This is a genomic window from Tardiphaga sp. 862_B3_N4_1 (genome assembly GCF_051811085.1).
Classification (GTDB): Bacteria; Pseudomonadota; Alphaproteobacteria; order Rhizobiales; family Xanthobacteraceae; genus Tardiphaga; species Tardiphaga robiniae.
Window position 1 is genome coordinate 914,453 of record NZ_JBPWQB010000002.1, and the last position, 23,357, is coordinate 937,809.

Sequence of the window (23,357 nt, forward strand, 5' to 3'; positions counted from 1 at the left end):
TTAGTCCAGGATCGGATCGAGCAGGAACGGCTTCTTGCGACCACGGGTCGCCGCCGGCGGGCCCTCATCGACACCGTTCGAGGGCGCGAACACGTCCCTGCCCTTGCTGGCAGCCGACTGTGCATCGGGATCCGCCGCTGGAGCGCCGGTACCCATCGGCTGCGCAGACGCCTGTGGCGGCAGATCGAGGCCGCCTTTACGGCCGCAGCCAGCCAGCGCCAAAGCAGAAGCGGTCAGAACGAGAATGGCCCATCGCGCGGACGCAGGGCGGGTCGGACAAGTCACAGCGAAATCCCCAAATGCGGGCGCACCATACAAAGATTGCTGCGCTCTGGCGAGACCCCGAAATCCATTGAATTTTCGCACGCCAAGCCCGCTCAGCCCAATTTCCGCTCTTTTTCCAGTCGCTTGAGCCAGGCCTTCGCCTGCGACGTCACATTCTTCGGCGCCGTGCCGCCATAGCTGACCCGGCTCTTCACCGAGGATTCCACCGACAGCACCTTCATCACCTCTGCGGTGATCTTCGGCTCGACCGCCTGCATCTCCTTCAGGTCGAGCTCGTGCAACGCCACGCCCTTCTTGGTGGCGATGCCGACGATCCGGCCGGTGACGTGGTGCGCCTCGCGGAACGGCATTTTCAGCGTTCGCACCAGCCAGTCCGCCAGATCGGTGGCGGTGGCATAGCCCTCGCCGGCAGCAAGCTTCATGCGCTCCTCATTGGGCACGAGATCGCGGACCATGCCGGCAATCGCGCGGATCGCCAGCGATAGCGCCGAATAGGCCTCCATCGCGCCCGCTTTGTCCTCCTGCATGTCCTTCTGATAGGCCAGCGGCAGGCCCTTCATGACAATCAACAATCCGGTGAGCGAGCCGATCACGCGGCCGGTCTTGGCGCGGACCAGTTCGGCCGCATCCGGATTGCGCTTCTGCGGCATGATCGAGGAGCCGGTGGTGAACTTGTCCGAGAGTCTGACGAGGCCGACCAGCGGCGAGGTCCAGATCACGATCTCCTCGGCGAAGCGCGACAGATGTACGGCCGCGATCGAAGCCGCCGACAGCGTCTCGAGTACGAAATCGCGGTCCGACACCGCATCGAGCGAATTCGCCATCGGGCGATCGAAGCCCAGCGTCTTGGCTGTGGCATGGCGATCGATCGGGAATGAGGTACCGGCCAGCGCAGCGGCGCCGAGCGGGCTTTCATTGAGGCGCTTGCGCGCATCGGCGAAGCGGCCGCGATCGCGCGACACCATTTCCACATAGGCCAGCAGATGATGACCGAAGGTCACCGGCTGCGCGGTCTGCAGATGGGTGAAGCCGGGCATCACCGTGTCGGCATGCTCCAGCGCACGATCGACCAGTGCCCGCTGCAGCGACGCAAAGGCCGCATCGATCTCGTCGATGGTATCGCGCACGAACAGACGGAAGTCGGTCGCGACCTGGTCGTTGCGCGAACGCGCGGTATGCAGGCGGCCGGAGGCCGGGCCGATCAGCTCGCCGAGCCGGCTCTCCACATTCATGTGAATGTCTTCGAGCGCACGCTTGAATGTGAACGCCCCCTTGGTGATCTCTGACAGGATCGTGTCTAGACCGCCTGCGATATTTTTCGCATCTTTCGCGGTGATAATCCCTTGCCTGGCAAGCATCGCAGCATGGGCCTTGGACGCGGTGATGTCCTGGGCATAGAGGTGGCGATCGACGTCGATGGAGACATTGATTTCCTCCATGATGGCGTCGGGGCTTTCATCGAACAGCCCGCCCCACATCTTGTTGCTCACATTGGAGCCCTTACCGTCATTGCTGGACTTGCCGTTGCCCTTGCGCGAAGCCATGAATTGTCACTCATCTTTAACCGCAGCCGACGGATCGTCCGTCGCCAACCGTTGCATAGCCCTAACTGAGACCGAATGACAAACCCTATGCCCGACCAGCCTGCCCCCCGTCCGGCCAAACGCCGCCTGATCGTGCTCGGCGCGGTGCTCGTCGGCGCCGTGATCGGCTTTGCCGCGGTATCCAATATGGATCGGCTGCGGCAGCAGGCTGCGCCGGGCGATCCGACCTGCGCGCCGGCCATCGCACTGTCGAAGAAGATCGAACCGCTGGCGCGCGGCGAAGTCGCCGGCCTGACCATGGCCAGAACGCCGCTGAAACTGCCGGACCTCGCTTTCAGGGATGCCGACGGCCAGGAGAAGAAGCTGTCCGACTGGCGCGGCCGGACGGTGCTGGTGAACCTGTGGGCCACCTGGTGCGTGCCCTGCCGCAAGGAAATGCCGGCGCTGAACAACCTCGAGACCAAGCTCGGCGGCCCGGATTTCCAGGTCGTTGCGATCAATATCGACACCCGCGACGCCGAGAAGCCGAAGGCCTTTCTGAAAGACGGCGGCCTCAACCGGCTGGATTATTTCACCGACACCTCAGCCAAGGTGTTCCAGGACCTCAAGGGCATCGGCCGTGCACTGGGTATGCCGACCTCGGTGCTGATCGACGGGAAGGGCTGCGAGATCGCGACCATCGCCGGCCCTGCCGAGTGGGACAGCGAAGATGCCATCAAGCTGCTGAAAGCGGCGGTGAAGCCCGCCGCGGCAAGCTTCTGAGGTAGCGGCACAGACGACTGCGACATACGGCCGCCTGCGCGGATCGCAAAATTCTCCAGAATGCTGTCGGATGAACGCAATTGCGTTCGTCTTGAAAACAACCGGGCCACGCGCGCCCGGCGCCGACGCATGACAGCAGGGAGAAACGACCAATGGCCTATATCGACGGATTCCTCGTTCCGGTGCCGAAGAAGAAGCTGAAAGCCTATGCCGCCATCGCGCGCAAGGCCGGCAAAATCTGGCGCGAATACGGCGCACTCGACTATCAGGAATGTGTCGCCGATGACGTCAGCGTCGGCAAATGGACATCGTTCCCGCGCAGCGTGAAACTGAAACCCGACGAGACCGTTGTGTTTTCCTATATCATCTACAAGACGCGCAAAGATCGCGACCGCATCAACGCCAAAGTGATGAAGGATCCGCGCCTCGCCAAGATGATGGATCCGAAGGCGATGCCGTTCGATGCCAAGCGCATGATCTATGGTGGCTTCAAGACGCTGGTTTCAGTCTGACGCAACAACGGAGGACGCCATGACGCCGCACGGCCATTTCAACTGGAATGAATTCGTGACGCGCGATCCCGAGCGCGCGAAAGCCTTCTATCAGGAGACCATCGGCTGGACCTATCAGGCCAAGAAGCTGGCGGGCGGCGGCATCTACTGGATCGCAATGATGGACAATGTGCCGGTCGGCGGCATCTTCCACGCGGAAGGCCCGGGCTACGAGAATGTCCCCGATGGCTGGATGCCGTATCTCGCGGTCGACGACGTCGATGCGCGTGTGAAGAAAGCTGTCGCGGCCGGCGCGACGCTGATGCGGCCGGTATTCGACATTCCCGATGTCGGCCGGCTCGCAATCCTGCTGCAGCCCGGCGGTGCCGGGATCGGCTGGATCACACCGGTCGCGTAAGAGAAGCCGGGAGGCAGCAGGCTGCTGCCTCCCTTCGCGCTTCAGGCCGGCACTTCGCCGCCGCTGCGCGACAGCAATACGAGCAGCGCGCCCGCCAGTGTCGCCGCTGCGAGATAACCAACGGCACCGAACGGGCCGAAACCATCGACTAGAATGCCGCCAACGACTGCGCCAACCGTGATCGCGACCTGGAAAGCCGAGACGAGCAGGCCGCCCGCAGATTCAGCTTCGTCCGATGCGACCCGCACCATCCATGTCTGGAAGCCAACCGGCAGCACGCCGAAGGCAAAACCCCAGAGACCAACCGCGATGCCCGCGACAAGGCCCGAAGCGCCAAAGACAAACAGCACCAGCGCGAGCACGGCGATGGCCGCAGATCCCGTGACGATCGCAAGTTTCGCACTACGGGCGACAAGCACCCCGCCCGCGAAATTGCCGAAGAAACCGCCAACGCCATAAGCCAGCAGGACGAGCGAGATCGCAGTGACCGGAAGCTGCGGCACTTGTTCGAGGAAATGCCGGACGTAAGTGAATCCGGCGAAGTGGCCCGAGATACTGACGGCGATTGCGATCATCACAAGCCGGACACTGGGCCGACGCATCAGCACGAACAGCGTGCGCACATCCGGTGATGTGAGCGGCGGCAAGCGCGGCAGCGTCAGCACCTGAAAGACGAGCACGACGGCGCCGACAGCGGCCGCCAGCAAGAACACGTTCCGCCAGCCCCACAGATCTCCAAGATATGCACCGATGGGCGCAGCGCTGACGGTGGCGATCGAAACGCCGCTGAAAATCAGCGAGATCGCGCGCGGCAGCGCCTCCGCCGGAACAAGCCGCATCGCGGTGGCCGTTGCCATTGCCCAAAAGCCGCTGAGACTGATGCCGAGCAGCACGCGGGCAAGCAACAGGATTGGAAGGTTGCTCGCGGTAGCCGACAGCAGATTGGACACGATCAGCAGCACCGTGAGCGACCACAGGACGACGCGGCGATCCATGGCGCGTGTCACAATGGCCGTCGCAAGTCCGGCGATGATCCCGACAAGGGAGGTCGCGGTCACCACCTGCCCGGCAGCGCCGACCGAGACACCGAGATCGGTGGCGATCGGCGTGAGCAGGCTGGCGGGCAGGAATTCAGCCGTGACCTGGCTGAACGCGCCAAGCATTAAGGAGACAACAGCCGCCCAGGCTGCGTTCGTCCGCTCATTGGTTATTGGAGAAACATCGGCATCAAGTGCGGCAGTGGCGGAATCAGTCATGGCAGTCTCCAGCAGGGACCCCGGAGATGGAGGTGACCTCCTGGAGTTTCCATGCTAGAAAACCCTCAATGCTTGATCATTCGTCCACAACTGTCGCCACTCACCCCCTGACTGAAATGCTCCGGGGCTTGAAGATTGAGGGCGTCGATTACGTCCGCTGCCGCATGACCGAGCCATGGGGGCTGGTATTCCCGGCACGGCCGAAGGCGCAATTCCACTTCGTCGCCGAGCGCGGCTGCTGGCTGCGAACTCTGGATAACGCGTGGGTCCGCCTTGAACCAGGCGATGCCGTCTTGCTGCCGCGCGGCGCGGAACACGCGCTGGCGAGTTCACCCGATGCCTTCCCGGCACCGGTCGAGAATTGCCAGTTCGAGCCGGTGTGCTGCGGCATCCTCGACACCTGCAGCGGTGGCAATAGAGATGGCGAAGAAACCGTGCTGTTCGGTGCCGGCATGACCTTCAACCTCGACAGCCAGCACCCGTTACTTCTGATGATGCCTGAGCTGATGCAGATGCACGAACTTGCCACCGACGAGCCCGCCATCCCGCATCTGCTTGAGGCGATGACGTCCGAACTGGCGCTGGATCGCGTCGGTGCCGGCGGCATGCTGACGCGGCTGGCCGATGTTGTCGCCGCTGCACTGATCCGCAACTGGGTGGAGAAGGGCTGCGGCTCTGCCGGCTGGGTCGCGGCAGCGCGCGATCCCGGTATCGGCCGGGTTCTCGCTGCGATCCATCGCGACCCGACCAGGGATTGGACCGTCGAGGCGCTGGCCAACGTCATGCATGCGTCACGCTCGGCATTTGCGTTGCGCTTCGCCAATGTCGTCGGCCAGACACCGGCCCGTTACGTCGCGCAATTGCGGATGCAGGAAGCAAAGCAGTGGCTCACTCGCGACCGCTTGAAGATCGCGGTCGTCGCACGTCGGCTTGGCTATGAATCGGAAGCCGCGTTCAGCCGCGCCTTCAAGCGCATCATTGGCGCGCCACCGAGCCATTTTCGCGCGACACTGACTGCTGCTTCCAAAGAGCAGTAGCCAGGTTCGACAGCGCCTTAGGCGGCGATATCGACGTTGCCGCCGACGCCCGCGCCGAGATTGGCCTGCGAGGCCTGCTGCGCGCCACCGAGCAGCGAGAGCACAGTGTTCTTTTCCATGTCGGCATTCGACTTCATGATCGAGGTCGAAATCTGCTGCTGCGTTCCCGCTGCCTTCATGGCAAGCGCGCTGGCAACCAAAGCCATATCCATCAGAAACACTCCGTAACGTCGTACCGCCGGTATAGCGATGCGGGGTTAACGAATGTTGACCTCGTGCAACAATCAGCCAGCATTCGCCCGAAATGCTGCGCCCAGTGTGCGCAGCGCGCCGCGCGCCCTCGCATCGGTGAGGCTGGAATGCAGCATCGTCTCGGCATCCTGCAATTTCGGCAGACCGAGGCGTGGGCCAAGATCGATGCTGCCGGCGGGAGCAACACGGCGGACCAGCGCACCAACGGCGAGGCCGGCGGAGATCGCCGCGCCGATGGTCGCAACGCCGCCGCCAACGAAGGCTTCGGTCCACCGAATGCCAGCCCCATCGAGTGCCGCAATCGCCGCCGAACGGACCGTACATGGCGCGGACTGCGCCGCGAGTCGTAGCGGCTCACCGGGCGCGTGCCGAAAATCCAGTGTGCCCATCCAGCCAAATGGTTCTTCCATCAAGACCTCGCCGTCACCACGTCGCCTGTCGACCCGCAACACGATCGCCGCGTCGAGATCGCCAGCGTCATAGGCTGACAGCAGGACCCGCGATGACTCGATCCGCAATTCGATCACCAGGGACGGATCGGTCGCGCTCATGCGTTTCAACACGTCGGCAAGATCGGCGCCGACGAGATGATGGCTGATCCCCACCACGAGACGCCGCCGCTCCGCAGCGAATGAGCCCATCGCCGACTGATGCGCCGCGACGAGATTTCGCGCGGAGGCCAGAAAAGCCGCTCCCTCCGACGACAGGCGCACCAGCCGCGGCGTTCGCTCCAGCAGGCGCTTGCCCAGCCCGCTTTCCAGCCGCTTGATCTTCAGGCTGATCGCCGACTGCGTGCTTCCCATCGCCTCGGCGGCGCGGGTGAAGCTGGTGAGATCGGCCACCAGCACGAAGGCCTGCACGGCCTCGATATCGAGCGCTTTCATCGGCCAATCATTTCAATCTGACATCATTGAAATATTATTTCATACGATTTTCCAATGATCAATATGGGATTAGGTTTGTTGGATCGGATTTGAACGACAGGAGACCACCATGCCGCTGGTTCGCATTTCACTGAAGAAGGGCAAGCCCGCCGCCTATCGGGAGGCGATCGCCGAAGGCGTCTATCAGGCGCTGCGCGAGACCTTCAACGTCCCGGAGGGCGATCGTTTCGTCACCATCTCGGAGCACGAGGATGGCACTTTCATCTATGATCCGAATTATCTCGGCATTCGCCGGACCGATGACCTGGTCATCATCCAGCTGACGGTCAGTAACACCCGCCCTCGTGAGCAGAAGCAGGCGCTCTACAAACGGATCGTCGAGAAGCTGACTGACAGACCGGGCCTGCGGCCCGAAGACGTCTTCATCAACCTCGTCGAGGTGCTGCCGGAGAACTGGTCGTTTGGCCATGGCGTGGCGCAGTACGTGACATGATTACGCAGCGCGAGACATTGATGGCGCATCTGTGCGGAGTCGGCATGGGCATGGCGACGATCGTCGGGATGGTGCCGGCGACGGTGAGCTTGATGCGGATGTTGGTTTAACTTGGCCGCGAGGCCAACCACACACACCGTCGTCATCCGCAGGCAGCGCGAAGCAAGCTTCGCTGGATGACCCGCGGATCCGTCCTTCTTCCTTGCATGCGTAAAGGTGGATTGCCGGGTCAAGCCCGGCAATGACAGCGTCTATCTTAAAAAAGACGAGCGCTTCGCCTTAACGCGTCGGGATCGGCTTCTCACCGCGGTAGTCGTAGAAACCGCGCTGGGTCTTGCGACCGAGCCAGCCGGCTTCGACATATTTCACCAGCAGCGGGCACGGCCGATACTTGGAGTCGGCAAGGCCTTCGTGCAGCACCTGCATGATCGACAGGCACGTATCGAGGCCGATGAAGTCGGCGAGTTCGAGCGGGCCCATCGGGTGATGCGCACCGAGCTTCATCGCCGCATCGATGGCTTCGACATTGCCGACACCTTCATACAGCGTGTAGATCGCCTCGTTGATCATCGGCAAAAGAATACGATTGACGATGAAGGCCGGGAAATCTTCCGAGACGGCGATCTGCTTGCCGAGCCTCGTGACGAAGTCCTTGGACGCATCGAAGGTCGCGTCATCGGTGGCAATGCCGCGGATCAGTTCGACCAGCTCCATCAACGGCACCGGATTCATGAAGTGAATGCCGATGAACTTCTCGGGACGGTCGGTCGACGCGGCGAGGCGCGTGATCGAGATCGACGATGTGTTGGAGGCGATGATTGCCTCCGGCTTCAGCACAGCGCAGAGATCGTGGAAGATCTTGCGCTTGATCTCTTCCTTCTCGACGGCGGATTCGATCACGAGATCGCAATCGGCAAGGCCGTCCATCGTGTCCGACGAGGTGATGCGATCCAGCGCGGCCTTGCGTGCATCCTCGGTGATGACCTTCTTCGACACCTGACGCGACAGGTTGCCGTTGATCGTCGCCATGGCAGACTTCAGGCGGTCGGCAGAGACATCGTTCAGCACAACTTCGAGGCCGCCCAATGCAGCCACATGCGCAATGCCATTGCCCATCTGGCCCGAGCCGATCACGCCGACTTTCTTGATCATAACCGCCATCTTGCTTGTCATCTCTGGGAACACGCCGCCCGCGCATGCCGCGTTCGGAAAGCTATCTTTACATAAAATATCGGCCGGAGTCAGTCACTCCGGCCGATGTCGTTAATTGAGGCGCAAAGCCCTAATTCAGCAAGGCCTTATTTGCCAAATCCTTGCCCGCTGGGCCTCTACTTGCCGAGTGCTTCGGTCAGCTCCGGCACGGCCTGGTAGAGGTCGGCGACCAGGCCGTAATCGGCGACCTGGAAGATCGGCGCGTCTTCGTCCTTGTTGATCGCGACGATCACCTTGGAGTCCTTCATGCCGGCGAGATGCTGGATCGCGCCGGAAATGCCGATGGCAATATACAGCTCCGGAGCCACGACCTTGCCGGTCTGGCCGACCTGCCAGTCGTTCGGGGCATAACCGGCATCCACCGCGGCGCGCGAGGCGCCGACACCGGCGCCGAGCTTGTCGGCGAGCGGCTCGATGTATTTGGCAAAGTTCTCGCGGCTCTGCATGGCACGGCCACCGGACACGATGATCTTCGCCGAGGTCAGTTCCGGACGATCGCTCTTGGCCATGTCCTCGCCGACGAAGGTCGACAAACCCGGATTCTCGGCCGTCTTGGCGTCTTCCACCGCCGCGCTGCCGCCTTCACCGGCTGCACCGAAGGTCGAGGTACGCACCGTAATGACCTTCTTGGCATCCTTGGACTTCACGGTCTGGATCGCGTTACCGGCATAGATCGGACGCTCATAGGTGTCGGGTGCGATGACCTTGGTGATTTCCGACACCTGCATCACGTCGAGCAGAGCGGCGACGCGCGGCATCACGTTCTTCGAGCGCGTGGTCGCAGCGGCGATCAGCACGTCATAGGCGGGCGCCAGCGACACGATCAGCGCGGCCAGCGGCTCGGCAAGATCGTGGGCATAAGAGGCGTCGTCGGCGAGCAGTACCTTGGTGACGCCCTGCAGCTTGGCGGCAGCTTCCGCGGCCGGCTTCGCATTCTGGCCGGCAACGAGGATGTGCACCTCGCCGCCGATCTGGGTGGCAGTGGTGAGCGCCTTGTTGGTGGAATCCTTCAGGGTGGCGTTGTCGTGATCGGCAAGCAGCAATGTCGGCATTAGAGCACCCCGGCTTCAGTCTTGAGTTTCGATACCAGTTCGGCGACGTCCTTGACCTTGACGCCGGCCTTGCGGCCGCCCGGTTCGCTGGTCTTGATGATCTCAAGACGCGGAGAAATATCGACGCCGTAACCATCGGCGGTCTTCTCGTCGATCGGCTTCTTCTTCGCCTTCATGATGTTCGGCAGCGACGCGTAGCGCGGCTCGTTCAGACGAAGGTCCGTGGTGACAATGGCCGGTCCCTTGAGCTTGACGGTCTGCAGACCGCCATCGACTTCACGGGTCACGGTGACGTCGTCGCCTTCGACAACCAGCTTGTTGGCGAAGGTCGCCTGCGGCCAGCCGAGCAGCGCGGCCAGCATCTGGCCGGTCTGGTTGGCGTCGTCGTCGATCGCCTGCTTGCCGAGGATTACCAGGCCCGGCTTTTCCTCATCGGCGACGGCCTTGAGGATCTTCGCCACGGCGAGCGGCTCGACGGTGCCTTCAACCTTGACGAGGATGCCACGGTCCGCGCCCATCGCGAGGCCGGTGCGGAGGGTTTCGGACGCCTGTGCGGGACCGATCGACACCACCACCACTTCGGTTGCCTTGCCGGCCTCTTTCAGGCGCAGGGCTTCCTCGACGGCGATTTCGTCGAACGGATTCATCGACATCTTGACGTTGGACAGTTCGACGCCCGATCCGTCGCTCTTGACGCGAACCTTGACGTTGTAATCGACCACCCGTTTGACCGCGACCAGAACCTTCATCGATCCTCTTTCGTGTGAGTTTTATTGTTTCAGAGCTTGCTCGGAAGCTTGGGCGCGGAACCTAAAGCCCCTGCCACACGGGGTCAACGCGCCAGACCCTAAAATCGAATGTCTCTAGACCCGCCGATTTAGCCGAAATTACCGGTTCTGGCCGGGCACCCAGAGCACGTCGCCGGCGCCATTGTCGTTCTGCGAGCGGCTGGCGACGAACAGGAAGTCCGAGAGCCGGTTCATATACTGGATACCAGCATCCGAGACCGGCTCATCGGGCTGAGCGGCGAGTTCCACCATGATCCGTTCCGCACGGCGGCAGATCGTCCGGGCGACATGAAGGTGAGCGGCGGCTGGAGTTCCGCCAGGCAAAACAAACGAGGTCAGATCGGCCAGCGGCGCGTTGAGCATGTCAATATCGTTCTCCAACCGCTCGACCTGACTCGCCAGCAGGCGCAGCCGCTCGGCCTTGCCCTCGCGCTGCGGAACCGCAAGATCAGCCCCGAGATCGAATAGATCGTTCTGGATCAGCCCGAGCATCGCATCCAGGGACCGCGCATGGGCGAGATGCAGCCGCACCACGCCGATCGCCGCATTGGTCTCATCCACGGTTCCATAGGCGCTGACGCGGAGATCGTATTTCGGCCGACGTTCGCCGGTGCCGAGGGCCGTCGTGCCGTCATCGCCGGTGCGGGTGTAGATGCGGTTGAGAACGACCATCGAATTGATCCAGCGCCAGTTAAGGAATTTGCGTCAGCGGCCCATCGCCCAGACGGTGGCCATAGTGAGGACAATGGCGACGAATTGTAGCGCCACGCGCCACCGCATCAGCTTCTGCGAGCGATCCGGCGAGCCGCCGCGCATCATGTTGAACAGGCCAAGCAGCAAGACCAGCGCAACGGCGCCGACCGCGATGGGGAGGATAATGTTGCTGAGCGTTGACGTCATATCAGCTACATAACACTGCGCCACAGGCTGCGCTATCGTCAGTCGTCAAAATGACACAGCGGTTACGCGCGCGCCGCAATGCAACGATCTGGCTTTTTCGCGTTAGATATCAGAAGCTAACATGAGGGCCGGTGATTTGCCGGGCCGATCCCGGACCAGGTGGCACGTGGGGCAGATACGCACCGTCTACGATGTTGTGATGGACGCCTTCTATACGTTTCTTGCCGATGACGGCTGGGCGATCGCCAGCCATATCGCCCTCTCCACCCTGATGGCGCTGTTTCCGTTCCTGATCGTGCTGGCCTCGCTGGCCGGCTTTTTCGGCTCCAAGAATCTCGCCGATCAGGCCGTCGGCCTGCTGCTGGAGGTCTGGCCCGATCAGGTGGCCGGCGCACTGTCCTCGCAAATCCACGACGTGCTGACCACCACCCGCGGCGACGCGCTCACCATCGGCCTCGTGCTCGCAGTATATTTCGCCTCCAACGGCGTCGAGAGTCTGCGCGTCGCACTAAACCGCGCATACTCGGTGATCGAGCTGCGGCGCTGGTACTGGCTGCGGCTGGAGTCGATCGGCTACACGCTGGTCGCTGCCGTCACCGCGCTCGCCATGGCGTTCCTGATCGTGCTCGGCCCGCTGATGCTGGAAATCGTACGGCGCTATGTGCCGCTGATGGTCGAGAACAACGAGCGGCTGCTGACCGTGGCGCGTTACGGCATCACCATCGTCGCCATGGTGATCGCATTGTTCATCCTGCATGTGTGGCTGCCGGCAGGCCGCCGCACCTTCAGTCAGATCCTGCCGGGCATCATCTTCACGATGCTGGCGTCGCTCGCCTCGGGCATCGGCTTCGGCCTCTATCTCGCGCGCTTCGCCAACAACTACGTCACCATGTATGCCGGCCTGGCATCGGTGATCATCGCGCTGGTGTTTCTGTATTTCATTGCGGCGATCTTCGTATTCGGCGGCGAACTCAATGCCGCCATCATCAAGTCGCGGCTGCCCCACGGCGTCTCGCTTCAAGCAGCGCAGTCGCTAGCGCCCGCGGAGACACCGGTTTGATCAGGAACGCGTCGGCGCCCACCTGACGCGATGCGGCTTCGTCTTCACTGCGACCGGACACCCCAATGATCGCGACGCGGCCATGCGGCGCCTTCAGCGCACGGATCTGCCGGATCGCCTCGACGCCGTCGATACCCGGCAGCACCATGTCCATGAGCACCGCATCGAACGTGCCCTGCGCGACGCGCTCCGCCGCTGCTTCGCCACGACCGATGAACTCGGCCTGATGGCCGAGTTCGGTGAGAATGGCATTGAGCACGACACGGCCGAACGGATTGTCCTCGACGCTCAGCACCCGCAGCGCCTGTCCCGGCGCAAAAGAAGCATCATCGGCGCTCGACATGATGGCGATCGGACCATTCGTCTTGTCGAGGCCGACCGTCAGCGTGAACACTGTCCCACCACCGCGGCTCTGCGCCACAGTGATGTCGCCACCCATGGCGCGAGCGAGTTGCTTCACCGACGACAGACCGAGGCCGGCACCGCCAAAACGCGACGCGATCGACACATTGGCCTGCGAGAACGGTTTGAACAGCCGCTTGATCTCGGCCAGCGTGAGGCCGATGCCGCTATCGGAGACGGTGAAGGATACGCCGACCTTGCCCGCCATGCGCACAGGCGAGACCTTCAGCGCCACATTGCCCTGTTCGGTAAATTTCACCGCATTGTCGATCAGATTTTCCAGCGCCGCGCGCAGCCGCACGGGATCGCCGATCACGAACACCGGCAGTCTGTCGGAGATCGCGACCCGCGACAGCAGTCCCTTGGCAGCCGCGCGGCCCGCGAGCGAGTCGCCGATGTTGCGGGCAAGCGCGCGCAGATCGAAGAAATCCTGCCGCAGTTCGAATCTGGATTTGCTGCTGCGCGCCGCATCGACGAACAATGTCGCGAGACCCGCCAGATGTTCGGCGCCAGCCTTGATCGTCTCGACCCAGCGCCGCTCACGCTCGTCGAGATCGGAGGTGGCCAGCAGATCGCTGACCGCAAGAATGCCGGTCAGCGGCGTGCGCACCTCATGGGCAAACACCGCCAGCGCGGTTTCCACCATCGTATCGGCACGCGCGGATCTGCGCTTGGCGCGCGGCTTCGATGCAAGCTTCTTTACCGCACGCTTCTTGGCCACGCGTTTTTTCAGCGTTTGCTTGGTGCGCGTCCGCATCTTGCGCGGAGAGCGCGATGTCAGCGCCATATGTTGCCCACCCGTCCCGGCGGCACCATGCCACGGCGAGGCGCGCGGAGTCACGCCGCGGGTCTGGTCCAGCTTGCGAATTTCTTGCGGCGCGCTTGCGGCTAACTTGCGGCGGCCGGGTCAGGCAGCCCGACCATGCGGCGGATATCCGCCGGTGTAGCGCCTTGCGCCCGCAACTCCCGCAGGCTGGTGGAGCCGGTCGATTTCGACAGTTTTGCGCCGGTGCCATCGCGCACCAGCGGGTGGTGCCGATAGACCGGTTGCGGCAGGCCGAGCAGTTGCTGCAGCAGCCGGTGCACGCTGGTCGACCAGAACAGATCCTGGCCGCGCACCACATGGGTCACCCCCTGCAGCGCATCATCGAGGACAACCGAGAGATGATAGCTGGTCGGTGTTTCCTTGCGGGCCAGGATCACATCGCCCCAGGCTTCCGGCTGCGCAGCAACGATACCCGTCTCGCCGCCCGGACCCGCCCCCCGCTCGGTCCATGTGAGCGGACCGCTGGCCGCAATGGCTCTGGCCATATCGAGCCGCAGCGCCATCGGGGCATCTGCCTGTTTGAGTTCGGCGACGGCCTGCGGCGACAACGATCTGGCAATGCCTGGATAGAGAGGCGCACCATCGGGATCGCGCGGCCATGAGCCTTTCGCTTCTTCGGCCGCGATCATGCGCGCGATCTCGGTGCGGCTCTCGAAGCTCGGATAGAGCAATCCCATGGCGGCGAGCCGCTCGGTCGCGGCGCGGTAGTCGGCAAAATGCTGCGACTGTCGCCGTACCGGCATCTCCCAGGCGATACCGAGCCAGGCGAGATCCTCGTAGATCGCCGCCTCGAATTCCGGCCGGCAGCGCGTGACATCGATATCCTCGATCCGCAGCAGCAACCGGCCACCGGCCTCGCGCGCCAGATCGAAATTCAGCAGCGCCGAAGCGGCGTGGCCGAGATGCAGATAACCATTGGGGCTGGGCGCGAAGCGAAAAACAGGAGCCATCGCAGGTTTCATTAAATGAGGTCGCGCGCAAAAGCACGCGTCAGCCAGTCCATGAACACGCGCACCCGCGGCGAGAGCTGGCGGTTGCGCGGATAGAGCAACGACACCGGCGACGGCGTCGGCGGATGTTGCGGCAATACCTCCACCAGCGTGCCACCGGCGAGTTCGCTCTTGACCCGATAACGCGGCACCTGCACCAGACCGAAGCTGAGTTTCGCCATCGCCGCGTAGTTATCGGCACTGCTCACCGTGATCGCAACCGGCAACGTGACATAACGCAACGCGCCGTCGTCCTGAAATTCAAGCGGCAGCACCGCGCCCGTCGCCGACGAGTGATAGCCGACCATGCGATGACCTTTGAGCGCATCAATGGACAAAGGCACGCCGGTGCGCGCGAGATAGGACGGCGCGGCGCAGGTGACTTCGTCCATCATGGTCAGCCGCCGCGCCACCATATCGCTGTCGCGAAGCTCGCCGACACGTACCACGCAGTCGATGCCTTCACGGATCAGGTCGACCAACCGATCGCCCTCGCTGAGATAGAGCTGGATATCAGGATATTCGGCGAGAAAGTCCGGCAGATGCGGCAGCACGAAATTGCGCGCCAGCGTGCCATTCATATCCACCCGCAACGGCCCTTTCGGCTTGGCGCCGCAGAACGCGCTTTCGGCGTCTTCGAGATCGGCGATCAGCGTCAGGCAGCGCCGGTGATAGGCCTCGCCGTCCAGCGTCGGCCGCACCAGCCGCGTGGTGCGCTCAAGTAACCGCACGCCGAGCCGCGCCTCGATCTGCTTGACGGCATCGGTCACGGTCGAACGCGGCAGGCCGAGATCCGCCGCCGCCGCCGTAAAGCTGCGCCGCTCCACCACCCGGGTGAACACCCGCATCGTCTCGAAACGGTCCATCTATTTGTTCGTTAAATCCGAATTGTGATGCCAGATAATGCATCATTATCCGGAAAATGGAATGGCCTAGATTTCTCCTATCAGAGCGGCACCGCTGCTCACCACACCGAGGAGAACGAAAATGGCAAACGGAACCAATAAGGTAGCTATTATCACCGGCGCCTCACGCGGCATTGGCGCCGCCATCGCGGAGCGGCTGGGCCGCGACGGCTTCACGGTCATCGTCAATTATTCCGGCAATGCCGCGCCGGCCGAGGCGGTCGCGCAAAAGATCGAAGCCGCGGGCGGCCGCGCGCTGACCGCCAAGGCCGATGTCAGCGATCCCGCCGCTGTGCGCGGGATGTTCGATGCAGCGGAAGCAGCCTTCGGCGGCGTCGATGTACTGGTCAACAATGCCGGTATCATGAAGCTGGCGAAATTCGCCGATGCCGACGATGCGTCGTTCGACCAGCAGATCGCGGTCAATCTGAAAGGTACGTTCAACACCATGCGCGAGGCCGCCAAGCGGCTGCGCGATGGCGGCAGGGTCGTGAACTTCTCCACGGGCGTGGTTGGCACCAAGCTCGAGAGCTACGGCATCTATGCCGCCACCAAGGCCGCGGTCGAAACCATGACGGGTATCATGGCCAAGGAGATGCGTGGCCGCTCGATTACCGTGAACGCCATCGCACCCGGCCCAACCGCAACCGACCTGTTCCTCAATGGCAAGTCACCGGAGCTGATCGAGCGTTTCGCCAAGGCGACGCCAATGGAGCGCCTCGGCACACCCGAGGACATCGCCAATGTCGTTGCCTTCCTGGTCGGTCCGGAAGGCGGCTGGATCAACGCCCAGGTGCTGCGCGCCAATGGCGGGCTGGTCTGAACCAAACGCCAACACCCTCAAGAACCATTCAAAGGAATACGTGTCATGAAACACGTCATTGTCATCACCGGCGCATCGAGCGGCTTTGGCGCGCTCACCGCCCGCGCCCTCGCCGAGGCCGGTCACACCGTTTATGCCAGCATGCGTGAGACCACCGGCCGCAATGCGTCGGCCGTCGCCGACGTCGCAAAGTATGCCGCTGAGCACAAAGTCGATCTCCGCAGCGTCGAACTCGACGTCGCCTCGCAGGAATCGGCCGATGCCGGCATCGGCCGGATCATCGCCGACAACGGTCACCTCGATGTCGTCATCCACAATGCCGGGCACATGTCATTTGGGCCCGCAGAAGCCTTCACGCCGGAGCAATTCGCACAGCTCTACGACATCAACGTTCTGTCGACCCAGCGCGTCAATCGCGCAGCGCTGCCGCAACTGCGCAAGCAGGGCAAAGGTCTCCTCGTCTGGGTATCGTCATCCAGCGCACGCGGCGGCACACCACCCTATCTGTCGCCGTATTTCGCCGCGAAGGCGGCGATGGATTCGCTTGCAGTCTCCTATGCCAGCGAACTGACGCGCTGGGGCATCGAAACCTCGATCATAGTGCCCGGCGCCTTCACCAAGGGAACCAACCACTTCGCACATTCCGGCAAACCGGCCGACACCGCTCGCGCGGCTGAATACGACGACGGTCCCTATGCCGGGGTACCTGATATGGCGTTGAAGGGCTTGGCTTCGCTGGAGCCCTCCGATGCGGATGCTGCCGATGTGGCAAAAGAGATCGTCCGCGTGGTCGATCTGCCGTTCGGCAAGCGCCCGTTCCGCAGTCACATCGATCCGTCGGAAGATGGCGCCGAGATCGTCAACGGTGTCGCGGACCGCGTTCGCGCCGAGATGTTCCGCCGCATCGGCATCGCCGATTTGCTAATACCGCGAGTGAATGCCTGAGACGGGATGTCATCAACGAAAATGGGGCGAGCGTGAACAACGCCCGCCCCATTTTACTGAGACACAGAGTTAGGACTCGGCGCGGCCGCTCTGGATCACCATCACGCGACTGCCAATCTTCACGCGATTATAGAGATCCACGACATCCTGGTTCATCAGCCGGATACAGCCGCTGGAGACGGCATGGCCGATGGTCTCGGGCTCGGTGGTGCCGTGGATGCGGAACATGGTGTCGCGGTCGCCCTGATAGAGATACATCGCGCGCGGCCCGAGCGGATTGTCGATGCCGCCCTCCATGCCGCCAGCCATCTTGCGATAGCGCGCGGGTTCGCGGTTCATCATGTTTTCCGTCGGGGTCCAATGCGGCCACTCGGCCTTGCGCTTGATCACAGCAGCGCCGGCAAAAGCGAGGCCGGCCTTGCCGACGCCGATGCCGTAGCGCATCGCCTTGCCATCGCCTTCCACGAGATAGAGATGCCGTGCGGCTGTATCGACCACAATGGTGCCGACGGGCTCCTTGGTGCGGTAAGCGACGCGCTGACGCAGCATCGCCGAAGCGATTCCGGAGACGTCGATGGCCGGCAGCGTGTGCTCGCCGTCATTCAACTCGGCATAGCTGGCGGACGGACCGCCAAAGCCGGTGGACGACACCATCCCCCCGCTGCTTGCACATCCTGCCAGCACAGCGGGCAACATCAAAAGCGCCAGAAGGCGCAGCCCGCGTGATCCACCAAAACCTGTCATTCCCAACCCTTGCTGCAACGCGTCCAACGCGGACGACCCGCACCTCATACAGGGCTGAGCGATCAAATCAGGCTCAACAGCGTGTCATTTCGCTCATAGAACAGCTCTGCGCTGCACTTTGCGCCCCGCTGTGGTGATCGCGCCACAGCCGCGCAGGCTCACGAATAACCTCAGGTTGATCGATCGCCTTTGAGGGTCGGCCGGCGCGCAGCGCAAACCTGCCCATGGAACCGCCGCCGCCGCGATGCCCGCCGACGCGCGCCGAAGCGCTCCACCATGGTCCCTCCGGGCTTGTTGAGGCCGACGACATTGAGAACCGCGCCATGACGACACGATCCAGCACGATGTCGTCCCGCAACTATCAATGCGCGGACGACCGCTACAAATGCCACGCGCATGACGAGATCGATATCATGTCCATTGGGAGGACGACCTGCTCGACGAGTACACGCGCCTTATAATGCGAAGCACTTGCAGCTGGATTTCACGGCTTGCATCGTTGTGATCGGCATATTAGAGCACACAGCCGCGTGAGACTTCGCGTTACCCCAACGAGATTTTCAGATGACAAGCGTTCGCAGTCTTGCGCAAGGCAGCATTGCCGTTGGCCTGCTGGTCCTCGGTATGAAATACGCCGCCTATTATCTGACTGGCAGCGTCGCACTGCTGTCCGATGCGATTGAAAGCATCGTCAATGTCGTGACGGCCATCGTCGTTTTGCTTGCGACCACGCTGAGCGCGAAACCGGCAGACGACGATCATCCCTACGGGCACCACAAGGCTGAATATTTCTCGGCCGTGCTCGAAGGCGTGCTGATCGTGCTCGCCGCGATCCTGATCCTGCGCGAAGCCTATCAAAGCTATCTGACGCCGCGCCTCGTCGAAGCCCCCTGGTTCGGACTACTCGTCAACGCAGCGGCGAGCATCATCAATGCAGGTTGGGCATGGGTGCTGATCAGGCAAGGTCGCATTCACCGCTCGCCTGCCCTCGCAGCAGACGGCCGCCATTTGCTGTCCGACGTGTATTCTTCAATCGGCGTTCTCGGCGGCGTCGGAGTGGCGGCACTGTCGGGCATCGCCATTCTCGATCCCATCCTTGCGGCGCTCGTCGCGCTCAACATCCTGTGGGCCGGCTGGGGCCTGATGAAGGAATCGCTCAGCGGGTTGATGGACGAGGCAATTCCGCCAGCCATGCTCGCGAGTATCAAGCAGACCATATCGGCCCATGCCGACGGCGCGATCGAGGCGCATGACCTGCGCACCCGCCGCGCCGGCAGCATGACCTTTATCGATTTCCATCTGGTGGTGGCAGGATCGACCACCGTGAGCGCCGCGCACGACATTTGCGACAAGCTCGAGACCGCGATCCGCCAGGAGATCGGCGAAGCGCTGATCACCATCCATGTCGAACCCGACGACAAGGCCAAGCATTCCGGCATCGTCGTTCTCTAGATTTCGGATAACTTCGCTCCACGAACGGCTTTGACAGGTTCCGCCCCCGTGTTAATCGAGAGGCGAGGATCGTTCCCGTGACACATGTTTCGCGCAAACGCTGGTTTGGGGCCGTGGCATCTTTGGCCGCTGCCTACGCGCTTGTGCTCAATGTCGTGCTGTCCAGCCTGTTGCTCGCCGCGATCTCGCCGACCGCGCAGGCCGCAGGCTTCGAGCTCTGCCTCACCCATCCTGACCTTGCCGCATCCCCTGACGACGCCGACAAGACATCAGGCGCTCCTGCGGTGCATTGCCCGATCTGCGTCGGCACCCATGCGCCGGGTGCCCCGCCGGCCTCCGCGACTTTCCTCGTCTCGCGTATCGCCATCGCGATCGCTCCCGTCGCCGCCCTCGACGATCGCATCGTTGCGGAAGCAGCAACCTCCGACCACCGGGCCCGCGCGCCACCGTGCCTGAGCTGACGTTCCACGCCGTCAGACGCCGCGCATCAGCGCGCGCGTTGCTCAGTTCAATCCCGGTGGAGTTTTCCCCATGCTATCCGTTTCCATGCGGCTGCGCAGCGTCCTGCTCGCATCCGCGGCCACGCTCATTCCAGGCGCGGTGTCGGCCCAATCGGCCCTTTCAACATCGCTTCCGGCGGTTACCGTCGATGCACCCGCGCAGCAGCGCGCTGCAGCCACGCGCAAGCCACGCAACGCGGCGCCAAACGCCCGTACGGCCCGCAGCACCCCTGCGGCAACGCCAGCATCTGTCGGCGCGCAGGCCCCGACCGTCCCAGCGGCCCTTACGGTGCTCACCGCCCAGCAGGCACTCCGCGAGATCCAGCAGACGCCCGGCGGCGTCGCGCTGGTGACAGCGGATGCGTGGCGAACATCGACGCCGTCGAACACCATCAAGGACATCCTCGATTATGTGCCGGGCGTGTTCGCGCAGCCGAAATGGGGCGACGACACCCGGCTGTCGATCCGCGGTTCGAGCCTGTCGCGCAATTTCCATCTGCGCGGCGTGCAGCTCTATATGGACGGCATCCCGATCAACACCGCCGACGGCTATGGCGATTTCCAGGAGATCGACCCGACCGCCTATAAATATGTCGAGGTGTTCAAGGGCGGCAACGCATTGCGCTTCGGCGCCAATTCGCTCGGCGGCGCGATCAATTTCGTGACACCCACTGGCCGCGATCCTTTTCCGAACGGCGCGTCGGTCGACATGGGTGCTTTCGGCTTCCGCCGCCTGCAAGCCAACACCGGCGGTGCCAATGGTCCGTGGGACGGTTTCATCACGGCCTCGACGCAATCCGCCGATGGCTTCCGCGATCACAGCAATGGCGAGGCAACACGCGTCAGCGGCAATGTCGGCTACCAGTTCTCGCCGGACTTCGAGACCCGCTTCTATCTCAATGCCAACAGCGTGCGGCAGCGCATTCCCGGCTCGGTGAGCAAGGCGTCGGCGCTGAATTCTCCGGAGACGGCAGCAGCAGGCAATCTCACCGGCGACCAGCAGCGCAACATCGACACCGTGCGCCTCGCCAACAAGACCACCATCCGGCTCGACAATACCACCATCGACTTCGGCGTCTTCGGCGTCGACCGGCACCTGATGCATCCGATCTTCCAGTATCTGGACTACAGCTATCAGGACTATGGCGGCTTCGCGAAAGTGACCGACGACCGCAATATCGGCGGCTATCGCAACGTGTTTGTCGCGGGCGTGAATGTCATCAACGGCCGCATCGACAACAACCAGTATGTCAATGTCGCCGGGCAGAAGGGTGCACTGACATTCTCGTTCATCGATCGATCAAAGAACACCTCGGTCTATGCTGAGAATTCGTTCTATTTCCTGCCGACTGTCGCTGTCATTGGTGGCACGCAATTCCTTTATGCGACGCGCGACAGACAGGATCGTTTGAAGCCCAATGGGGTCGACGGATCGGGCTCGACCGAATTCAACCTGTGGAGCCCGAAGGGCGGATTGCTCTGGAACATCGATCCGACATGGCAAGCCTATGCCAATGTCTCGCGCAGTGCCGAAGTCCCGAGCTTCGGCGAGAGCGTGTCTGGCAAGGACAGCTCGGGCGCGAGCAATCCGATCATCCCCTTCACCAGCATCCGGCCGCAGCGCGCGACGACCTATGAGATCGGCACCCGCGGTCGACGTCCTGACCTGACTTGGGAGTTAACTGGTTACCGGGCGGAAATCAGGGACGAGTTGCAGTGCATCTACAGCTCCAACGGCAGCTGCAACGTCTCGAATGCGGATCGCACCATCCATCAGGGCATCGAGGCCGGCCTCGGCATCGCCGTGTTCAAGGGCATGTTCGACGCCTCGCCGCAGCCCGACAAGCTCTGGCTCAACATGGCCTATACGTTCAACGACTTCCGCTTCGACAATGACGCGACTTTCGGCAACAACCTGCTGCCGGGCGCGCCGCGGCACTATCTGCGCGCGGAACTGCTCTACAAGCACGCCAACGGCTTCTATCTCGGCCCCAATGTCGAATGGGTGCCGGAAGCCTACTATGTCGACAGCGCCAACACGCTGAAGACCGAACCCTATGCGCTGCTCGGCTTGAAAGCCGGCGTCGACAATGGCGGCACATATTCGGGCTACATCGAAGCACGCAACGTGCTCGATACCCGTTACATCGCCTCCGCCAGCATTCTCAATCAGGCCACGGCGACATCGCCGCTGTTCGAACCCGGCACCGGCCGCGCTATCTATGCCGGCGTCAAGGCGAGGTGGTGAAGATGATGAATTCCGCTATGCTTCAATCCACGAAAGGACGTTCCATGACCAACCGCTCCATGCTGTTGCTTCTCACTGCGCTGGGCGCCGTGGCATCGCCCGCTTATGCCCATGTCTTCGTGCAGAGCGGTCCGGCCACGGTCGGCGGCTCCTATCGCGCGGTGCTCGCCGTACCGCATGGCTGTGGCGCCTCACCGACGACGAAGATCACCGTGCAAATTCCGGAAGGCATGATCGCGGTGAAGCCAATGCCGAAGCCAGGCTGGACCATCGCCGTGAAGAAAGGCGTCTATGCGCAGTCCTACGATTTCATGCACGGCATGAAAGCGTCGGAAGGCGTCAAGGAAATCACCTGGACCGGGAAGCTCGACAACGACTTCTATGACGAATTCGTATTCTCGGCCTATCTGCCTGCCGCATTGAAGGCCGATGCACCGCTGTATCTGCCGACATTGCAGAGCTGCGAGCAGAGTTCGGAAGACTGGGCGCAGATCCCGGCTGCAGGACAGGATCCGCACAGTCTGAAATCACCGGCGCCAGCCATACGCCTTGCCGCGGCATCACCACATGATGCAATGGCGCAGATGGCCGGCATGGTTCATGCGGGCGACCTGATGATCATGACGCCCTGGACGCGTGCCACACCGCCCGCGGCCAAGGTGGCCGGCGGCTATCTCACCATCACCAACAACGGCAAGACCAGCGACAAGCTGCTCGGTGGCACATTCACCGGCGGCAGCCGCATCGAAGTGCATGAGATGAGCGTGACCGATGGCGTGATGAAGATGCGTCCGCTCAATGAGGGGCTCGAGATCAAGCCCGGCGCCACCGTGAAGCTCGAGCCCGGCGGCTATCACTTGATGCTGATGGATCTCGCCAAGCCGTTCGCCAAGGGCGACAAGGTGAAGGCGCAGCTGCAGTTCGAGAAGGCCGGCAAGGTGGATATCGAACTCGACGTCAACGCCGTCGGCGCTTCGGCACCGGCCGGCGGCGGACACGCGCACTGATCACGTCGAGATGCTGCGCACCGCACATGTTGCGGTGCGCATGATGCCTACGACAAGGCCGCGATTGCGTCGCGTGTATCCT

The 23,357-nt window shown here is 62.7% G+C and carries 26 protein-coding genes; 12 read left to right on the forward strand and 14 right to left on the reverse strand.

Annotated features, from left to right (window positions below; all coding sequences use genetic code 11):
• Together lptM and argH are read right to left on the reverse strand one after the other, a co-directional pair.
• Positions 1-285 carry an LPS translocon maturation chaperone LptM gene (gene lptM, locus AB8B02_RS21555; protein WP_068730373.1) on the reverse strand — a complete coding sequence of 95 codons (285 nt, stop codon included), beginning with the start codon at positions 283-285 and terminating at the stop codon, positions 1-3.
• Between the two features lie 92 nt (positions 286-377).
• Positions 378-1,775, reverse strand: a complete 1,398-nt coding sequence (gene argH / locus AB8B02_RS21560) for an argininosuccinate lyase (protein ID WP_439065912.1) — start codon at positions 1,773-1,775, stop codon at positions 378-380.
• Positions 1,776-1,916: 141 nt separating this feature from the next.
• Between argH and tlpA the strand changes: the two genes are divergently transcribed.
• The 3 genes from tlpA (at position 1,917) to AB8B02_RS21575 (ending at position 3,500) form a co-directional block, all read left to right on the forward strand.
• A complete protein-coding gene (gene tlpA / locus AB8B02_RS21565) occupies positions 1,917-2,591 on the forward strand; it encodes a thiol:disulfide interchange protein TlpA (RefSeq protein WP_246297386.1) in 675 nt (224 codons plus the stop codon).
• Positions 2,592-2,743: 152 nt separating this feature from the next.
• Complete coding sequence (locus AB8B02_RS21570; RefSeq protein WP_089267616.1) at positions 2,744-3,103, forward strand: DUF1428 domain-containing protein; 360 nt, start codon at positions 2,744-2,746, stop codon at positions 3,101-3,103.
• 19 nt (positions 3,104-3,122) lie between these two features.
• The gene (locus AB8B02_RS21575) at positions 3,123-3,500 is read left to right on the forward strand and encodes a VOC family protein (protein ID WP_089267617.1); all 378 of its coding nucleotides are present in this window, start codon (positions 3,123-3,125) and stop codon (positions 3,498-3,500) included.
• Between the two features lie 41 nt (positions 3,501-3,541).
• On the opposite strand, the gene AB8B02_RS21580 is transcribed toward AB8B02_RS21575, so the two are convergent.
• Positions 3,542-4,756 (reverse strand): MFS transporter, encoded by a 1,215-nt coding sequence (locus AB8B02_RS21580; protein ID WP_089267618.1) that lies wholly within the window; start codon positions 4,754-4,756, stop codon positions 3,542-3,544.
• Between the two features lie 68 nt (positions 4,757-4,824).
• Between AB8B02_RS21580 and AB8B02_RS21585 the strand changes: the two genes are divergently transcribed.
• The gene (locus AB8B02_RS21585; protein WP_439065113.1) at positions 4,825-5,793 is read left to right on the forward strand and encodes an AraC family transcriptional regulator; all 969 of its coding nucleotides are present in this window, start codon (positions 4,825-4,827) and stop codon (positions 5,791-5,793) included.
• A 17-nt stretch (positions 5,794-5,810) separates the two neighbouring features.
• On the opposite strand, the gene AB8B02_RS21590 is transcribed toward AB8B02_RS21585, so the two are convergent.
• Together AB8B02_RS21590 and AB8B02_RS21595 are read right to left on the reverse strand one after the other, a co-directional pair.
• The gene (locus AB8B02_RS21590; RefSeq protein WP_439065114.1) at positions 5,811-6,005 is read right to left on the reverse strand and encodes a putative motility protein; all 195 of its coding nucleotides are present in this window, start codon (positions 6,003-6,005) and stop codon (positions 5,811-5,813) included.
• A gap of 72 nt (positions 6,006-6,077) precedes the next feature.
• The gene (locus AB8B02_RS21595) at positions 6,078-6,929 is read right to left on the reverse strand and encodes a LysR family transcriptional regulator (protein WP_439065115.1); all 852 of its coding nucleotides are present in this window, start codon (positions 6,927-6,929) and stop codon (positions 6,078-6,080) included.
• A gap of 109 nt (positions 6,930-7,038) precedes the next feature.
• Between AB8B02_RS21595 and AB8B02_RS21600 the strand changes: the two genes are divergently transcribed.
• Entirely contained in the window at positions 7,039-7,422 is a 384-nt protein-coding gene (locus AB8B02_RS21600; RefSeq protein WP_439059914.1) for a tautomerase family protein, read from the forward strand.
• A gap of 279 nt (positions 7,423-7,701) precedes the next feature.
• Here the strand turns inward: AB8B02_RS21600 and AB8B02_RS21605 are convergent, their stop codons facing one another.
• The 5 genes from AB8B02_RS21605 to AB8B02_RS21625 all read right to left on the reverse strand — a co-directional run bounded on the left by AB8B02_RS21605 (position 7,702) and on the right by AB8B02_RS21625 (position 11,374).
• Entirely contained in the window at positions 7,702-8,583 is an 882-nt protein-coding gene (locus tag AB8B02_RS21605; RefSeq protein WP_089267834.1) for a 3-hydroxybutyryl-CoA dehydrogenase, read from the reverse strand.
• 167 nt (positions 8,584-8,750) lie between these two features.
• Positions 8,751-9,686 carry an electron transfer flavoprotein subunit alpha/FixB family protein gene (locus AB8B02_RS21610; RefSeq protein WP_439065116.1) on the reverse strand — a complete coding sequence of 312 codons (936 nt, stop codon included), beginning with the start codon at positions 9,684-9,686 and terminating at the stop codon, positions 8,751-8,753.
• A complete protein-coding gene (locus tag AB8B02_RS21615; RefSeq protein WP_089267624.1) occupies positions 9,686-10,435 on the reverse strand; it encodes an electron transfer flavoprotein subunit beta/FixA family protein in 750 nt (249 codons plus the stop codon). The genes AB8B02_RS21610 and AB8B02_RS21615 overlap by 1 nt, the downstream gene beginning before the upstream one ends.
• 138 nt (positions 10,436-10,573) lie before the next feature.
• On the reverse strand, positions 10,574-11,146 hold the full coding sequence (locus AB8B02_RS21620) for a cob(I)yrinic acid a,c-diamide adenosyltransferase (RefSeq protein WP_068729209.1): 573 nt from the start codon (positions 11,144-11,146) through the stop codon (positions 10,574-10,576).
• A gap of 33 nt (positions 11,147-11,179) precedes the next feature.
• A complete protein-coding gene (locus AB8B02_RS21625; protein WP_439065117.1) occupies positions 11,180-11,374 on the reverse strand; it encodes a twin transmembrane helix small protein in 195 nt (64 codons plus the stop codon).
• Positions 11,375-11,573: 199 nt separating this feature from the next.
• Here AB8B02_RS21625 and AB8B02_RS21630 point away from each other — a divergent pair, with 199 nt between their 5' ends.
• Entirely contained in the window at positions 11,574-12,434 is an 861-nt protein-coding gene (locus AB8B02_RS21630; protein WP_210269064.1) for a YihY/virulence factor BrkB family protein, read from the forward strand.
• Here AB8B02_RS21630 and AB8B02_RS21635 read toward each other — a convergent pair.
• The 3 genes from AB8B02_RS21635 to AB8B02_RS21645 form a co-directional block, all read right to left on the reverse strand.
• On the reverse strand, positions 12,361-13,623 hold the full coding sequence (locus AB8B02_RS21635; RefSeq protein ID WP_439065118.1) for an ATP-binding protein: 1,263 nt from the start codon (positions 13,621-13,623) through the stop codon (positions 12,361-12,363). The two genes, AB8B02_RS21630 and AB8B02_RS21635, sit on opposite strands and share 74 nt — an antisense overlap.
• Before the next feature lie 101 nt (positions 13,624-13,724).
• Complete coding sequence (gluQRS, locus tag AB8B02_RS21640; RefSeq protein WP_439065119.1) at positions 13,725-14,612, reverse strand: tRNA glutamyl-Q(34) synthetase GluQRS; 888 nt, start codon at positions 14,610-14,612, stop codon at positions 13,725-13,727.
• A gap of 11 nt (positions 14,613-14,623) precedes the next feature.
• Positions 14,624-15,517 (reverse strand): LysR family transcriptional regulator, encoded by an 894-nt coding sequence (locus AB8B02_RS21645; RefSeq protein WP_439065120.1) that lies wholly within the window; start codon positions 15,515-15,517, stop codon positions 14,624-14,626.
• 121 nt (positions 15,518-15,638) lie between these two features.
• On the opposite strand from AB8B02_RS21645, the gene AB8B02_RS21650 reads away from it, so the two are divergent.
• Both AB8B02_RS21650 and AB8B02_RS21655 read left to right on the forward strand, forming a co-directional pair.
• The gene (locus AB8B02_RS21650; RefSeq protein ID WP_120287251.1) at positions 15,639-16,379 is read left to right on the forward strand and encodes an SDR family oxidoreductase; all 741 of its coding nucleotides are present in this window, start codon (positions 15,639-15,641) and stop codon (positions 16,377-16,379) included.
• Positions 16,380-16,424: 45 nt separating this feature from the next.
• Positions 16,425-17,324, forward strand: coding sequence for an SDR family oxidoreductase (locus AB8B02_RS21655; RefSeq protein WP_439065121.1), 900 nt, complete (start codon positions 16,425-16,427; stop codon positions 17,322-17,324).
• 69 nt (positions 17,325-17,393) lie between these two features.
• Here the strand turns inward: AB8B02_RS21655 and AB8B02_RS21660 are convergent, their stop codons facing one another.
• Positions 17,394-17,978, reverse strand: coding sequence for a L,D-transpeptidase (locus AB8B02_RS21660; RefSeq protein ID WP_439065122.1), 585 nt, complete (start codon positions 17,976-17,978; stop codon positions 17,394-17,396).
• A gap of 654 nt (positions 17,979-18,632) precedes the next feature.
• On the opposite strand from AB8B02_RS21660, the gene AB8B02_RS21665 reads away from it, so the two are divergent.
• The 4 genes from AB8B02_RS21665 (at position 18,633) to AB8B02_RS21680 (ending at position 23,275) form a co-directional block, all read left to right on the forward strand.
• On the forward strand, positions 18,633-19,520 hold the full coding sequence (locus AB8B02_RS21665; RefSeq protein WP_439065123.1) for a cation diffusion facilitator family transporter: 888 nt from the start codon (positions 18,633-18,635) through the stop codon (positions 19,518-19,520).
• A 77-nt stretch (positions 19,521-19,597) separates the two neighbouring features.
• Positions 19,598-19,981, forward strand: coding sequence for a DUF2946 family protein (locus AB8B02_RS21670; protein WP_439065124.1), 384 nt, complete (start codon positions 19,598-19,600; stop codon positions 19,979-19,981).
• Between the two features lie 70 nt (positions 19,982-20,051).
• Positions 20,052-22,268 carry a TonB-dependent receptor family protein gene (locus AB8B02_RS21675; RefSeq protein WP_439065125.1) on the forward strand — a complete coding sequence of 739 codons (2,217 nt, stop codon included), beginning with the start codon at positions 20,052-20,054 and terminating at the stop codon, positions 22,266-22,268.
• 44 nt (positions 22,269-22,312) lie between these two features.
• Positions 22,313-23,275: a DUF1775 domain-containing protein gene (locus tag AB8B02_RS21680; RefSeq protein WP_439065126.1), complete on the forward strand. Its 963-nt coding sequence runs from the start codon at positions 22,313-22,315 to the stop codon at positions 23,273-23,275.
• Positions 23,276-23,357: the final 82 nt, after the last annotated feature.

Bases quoted from the DNA above. Each gene is read 5' to 3' on its own strand.
- tlpA (WP_246297386.1), top strand. From the start codon at position 1,917: ATGCCCGACCAGCCTGCCCCCCGTCCGGCCAAACGCCGCCTGATCGTG.
- AB8B02_RS21570 (WP_089267616.1), top strand. From the start codon at position 2,744: ATGGCCTATATCGACGGATTCCTCGTTCCGGTGCCGAAGAAGAAGCTG.
- AB8B02_RS21575 (WP_089267617.1), top strand. From the start codon at position 3,123: ATGACGCCGCACGGCCATTTCAACTGGAATGAATTCGTGACGCGCGAT.
- AB8B02_RS21580 (WP_089267618.1), bottom strand. From the start codon at position 4,756: ATGACTGATTCCGCCACTGCCGCACTTGATGCCGATGTTTCTCCAATA.
- AB8B02_RS21585 (WP_439065113.1), top strand. From the start codon at position 4,825: ATGCTTGATCATTCGTCCACAACTGTCGCCACTCACCCCCTGACTGAA.
- AB8B02_RS21590 (WP_439065114.1), bottom strand. From the start codon at position 6,005: ATGGATATGGCTTTGGTTGCCAGCGCGCTTGCCATGAAGGCAGCGGGA.
- AB8B02_RS21595 (WP_439065115.1), bottom strand. From the start codon at position 6,929: ATGAAAGCGCTCGATATCGAGGCCGTGCAGGCCTTCGTGCTGGTGGCC.
- AB8B02_RS21600 (WP_439059914.1), top strand. From the start codon at position 7,039: ATGCCGCTGGTTCGCATTTCACTGAAGAAGGGCAAGCCCGCCGCCTAT.
- AB8B02_RS21605 (WP_089267834.1), bottom strand. From the start codon at position 8,583: ATGGCGGTTATGATCAAGAAAGTCGGCGTGATCGGCTCGGGCCAGATG.
- AB8B02_RS21610 (WP_439065116.1), bottom strand. From the start codon at position 9,686: ATGCCGACATTGCTGCTTGCCGATCACGACAACGCCACCCTGAAGGAT.
- AB8B02_RS21615 (WP_089267624.1), bottom strand. From the start codon at position 10,435: ATGAAGGTTCTGGTCGCGGTCAAACGGGTGGTCGATTACAACGTCAAG.
- AB8B02_RS21620 (WP_068729209.1), bottom strand. From the start codon at position 11,146: ATGGTCGTTCTCAACCGCATCTACACCCGCACCGGCGATGACGGCACG.
- AB8B02_RS21625 (WP_439065117.1), bottom strand. From the start codon at position 11,374: ATGACGTCAACGCTCAGCAACATTATCCTCCCCATCGCGGTCGGCGCC.
- AB8B02_RS21630 (WP_210269064.1), top strand. From the start codon at position 11,574: ATGGACGCCTTCTATACGTTTCTTGCCGATGACGGCTGGGCGATCGCC.
- AB8B02_RS21635 (WP_439065118.1), bottom strand. From the start codon at position 13,623: ATGGCGCTGACATCGCGCTCTCCGCGCAAGATGCGGACGCGCACCAAG.
- gluQRS (WP_439065119.1), bottom strand. From the start codon at position 14,612: ATGGCTCCTGTTTTTCGCTTCGCGCCCAGCCCCAATGGTTATCTGCAT.
- AB8B02_RS21645 (WP_439065120.1), bottom strand. From the start codon at position 15,517: ATGGACCGTTTCGAGACGATGCGGGTGTTCACCCGGGTGGTGGAGCGG.
- AB8B02_RS21650 (WP_120287251.1), top strand. From the start codon at position 15,639: ATGGCAAACGGAACCAATAAGGTAGCTATTATCACCGGCGCCTCACGC.
- AB8B02_RS21655 (WP_439065121.1), top strand. From the start codon at position 16,425: ATGAAACACGTCATTGTCATCACCGGCGCATCGAGCGGCTTTGGCGCG.
- AB8B02_RS21660 (WP_439065122.1), bottom strand. From the start codon at position 17,978: ATGGTGTCGTCCACCGGCTTTGGCGGTCCGTCCGCCAGCTATGCCGAG.
- AB8B02_RS21665 (WP_439065123.1), top strand. From the start codon at position 18,633: ATGACAAGCGTTCGCAGTCTTGCGCAAGGCAGCATTGCCGTTGGCCTG.
- AB8B02_RS21675 (WP_439065125.1), top strand. From the start codon at position 20,052: ATGCTATCCGTTTCCATGCGGCTGCGCAGCGTCCTGCTCGCATCCGCG.
- AB8B02_RS21680 (WP_439065126.1), top strand. From the start codon at position 22,313: ATGACCAACCGCTCCATGCTGTTGCTTCTCACTGCGCTGGGCGCCGTG.